The organism is Psychrobacter sp. (assembly GCF_036731945.1).
Lineage (GTDB): Bacteria > Pseudomonadota > Gammaproteobacteria > Pseudomonadales > Moraxellaceae > Psychrobacter.
The window spans coordinates 9087-11127 of sequence record NZ_DAINDI010000046.1; the positions used below are offsets into that span (position 1 = coordinate 9087).

Annotated in this window: 3 protein-coding genes and 1 tRNA gene; 2 read left to right on the plus strand and 2 right to left on the minus strand. The window is 46.4% G+C overall.

All coding sequences use genetic code 11. The annotated features are described in order from the left end of the window. Nucleotides 1–500 (minus strand): c-type cytochrome (locus tag V7D75_RS10080; protein WP_442968951.1); only part of this gene is annotated, 500 nt, incomplete at its 3' end. Nucleotides 501–886: 386 nt separating this feature from the next. On the opposite strand from V7D75_RS10080, the gene V7D75_RS10085 reads away from it, so the two are divergent. Then, nucleotides 887–963: transfer RNA gene (locus V7D75_RS10085), tRNA-Arg, on the plus strand. A 162-nt stretch (nucleotides 964–1125) separates the two neighbouring features. Here the strand turns inward: V7D75_RS10085 and V7D75_RS10090 are convergent. Next, nucleotides 1126–1491 carry a hypothetical protein gene (locus tag V7D75_RS10090; RefSeq protein ID WP_333614456.1) on the minus strand — a complete coding sequence of 122 codons (366 nt, stop codon included), beginning with the start codon at nucleotides 1489–1491 and terminating at the stop codon, nucleotides 1126–1128. A gap of 35 nt (nucleotides 1492–1526) precedes the next feature. Between V7D75_RS10090 and V7D75_RS10095 the strand changes: the two genes are divergently transcribed. Next, the coding region (locus tag V7D75_RS10095; RefSeq protein WP_333614457.1) for a Sir2 family NAD-dependent protein deacetylase at nucleotides 1527–2041 on the plus strand (515 nt) is incomplete at its 3' end.

Genomic DNA, 2041 nt, shown 5'->3' on the forward strand with positions numbered 1-2041 from the left:
AACATAGGAGAGCCAAGTAAACCTGAGGCGTGACACGTTTGGCAGACAGCGCTGTAAACGGCTTTACCATCACGCGGACCATCGCCTGCTGCTGGACCTGCAGAACGTGCAGTGACATCACATACTTCGTCGTCTTCAAAACAGACTTTAGCCACCGGCTGAATACGAGCAATCAAGTTAGGATACAAAGCGATGAGCTTTTGTACTTGTGGCGTATCTTGCGGGATAGGCTCTTCTTCAGCCGCAGGTGCAGCAGCGGCTGTTTCTTCAGCGGGCGCCTCGGCAGCGCTTGCGTCTGCTGACGCAGCTTCATCGGTAGCTGCAGCGCCATCGGTAGTATCAGCAGCAGCTTTGGTATCGTCACCCAATTTTTCAGGCAAGTTATCGACAACCTCTTGCCCTTCTGCGACATCAGATACGGTTACAGGCGTGTCTACAACACTTTCGGCTTGGCTCACAGCGATACTAGCGATTCCTAGAATGGCAGCTGCCGATAACATAACTACTTTTCTCATTCGTCACGTTCTCTTATTGCGTATACAAGGGCCGACACGACTTGGACATTCTGTTTGTCCTCCTTTGATAACCAAGCAGTTATCAATAGCAAACAGCCATCCCGCATACGGGCGCGCTTGTAATCGGTGATTATAAATATGAATTCTCCCTGACATTATAAGGGAAAAGACAGGTAGATTGCCATGCCTGTTTGCCGACTATGGTGTTTTTTCTTAAAAAACGCCAATAGCGGTCTTCATTCGTTGGCTTTATGACTTTTATTTGTTAGACTAAGCGGTCTTAATTTTTAGACGCCTTTTCGTTCTAACGACAACCAATTGCACTTATTTATACACGTCATTAGTTAATTGGGTCTTAGTCGATCAATTATGCGCTCGTAGCTCAGTTGGATAGAGTATCGGTCTCCGAAGCCGAGGGTCGTGGGTTCGATTCCCGCCGAGCGCACCAATCATCATAATCACTCATGTTTTACCCTTTTCTAGTCCTACCTATTACCTCATAACACTTTAACAGCAAGGCGTTACGCTCTTAACTGCTGCCTATCACTGTGCGCTATCAACGATAAAATGTTGTATATAATGTTGTTAAATCTATTTAATTTATAAAAACCTACTCTGCATCTTGCAAATTCGCTGTTAGCTGAGCGCGGCTGGGGACACGGTGATAATTAATCACGGGTACGTCACCCAAACGGCGCTGACCGGCGGCAAGCTTTTTATCAATCGTAATCATAGCCACTTTTTTATCTTGCTTGCTAATCAGTAAATGATTGGCTTTACGGTTGACACGGTAGTCAGGAAAATACTGCTTAACCAATTCTGCAGTTTTTTGTAGCGCATCATTGAGTGGTGTTTTTGCGCGCCCCGGCTCTAGGTTGCGCTTATCGGCGGCTTTAGGCGCGCGCGATTTTGCCAATACCCATAGTCCAATGACAACCGCGAGCAATATGACAAGCCACCAAATACCATCTATCATAGAAGTCTATATCCAATCTTAAAAAGGGATGGCTCATGTTAACAGAATTATCACCTGCGTTAATAGCCGAAGTCGAGCGCGCTGCCAAATTGCTGGGCTCAAAACAGCGCATCTGTATTTTAACGGGCGCTGGGATTTCAGCAGAAAGTGGCATTCCAACATTTCGAGATAAGCAAACAGGCCTTTGGGAAAATTATGTAGCTGAGGACTTGGCAACGCCTGATGCTTTTGCTCGCGACCCAAAACTGGTGTGGTCATGGTATCAGTGGCGCAGGCAATTGGTCGCTGAGAAAAAACCAAATCCTGCACATGAAGCTTTAGCGCAGTGGCAATATGATAGCCAATCTACCGAGCAGCAATTGACGCTTATTACCCAAAATGTCGACGATCTGCATGAGCAGGCTGGTAGTAATGTCACCCATTTACATGGCAATCTTTGGCAAAATCGCTGCAGTCAATGCGATGCGCTCTACCAAGAGCAATCTAGAGGCTCATATAGCAGTGCCGATACCCTAGATTATAGTGACACTTTGATTACTTGCCCGCACTG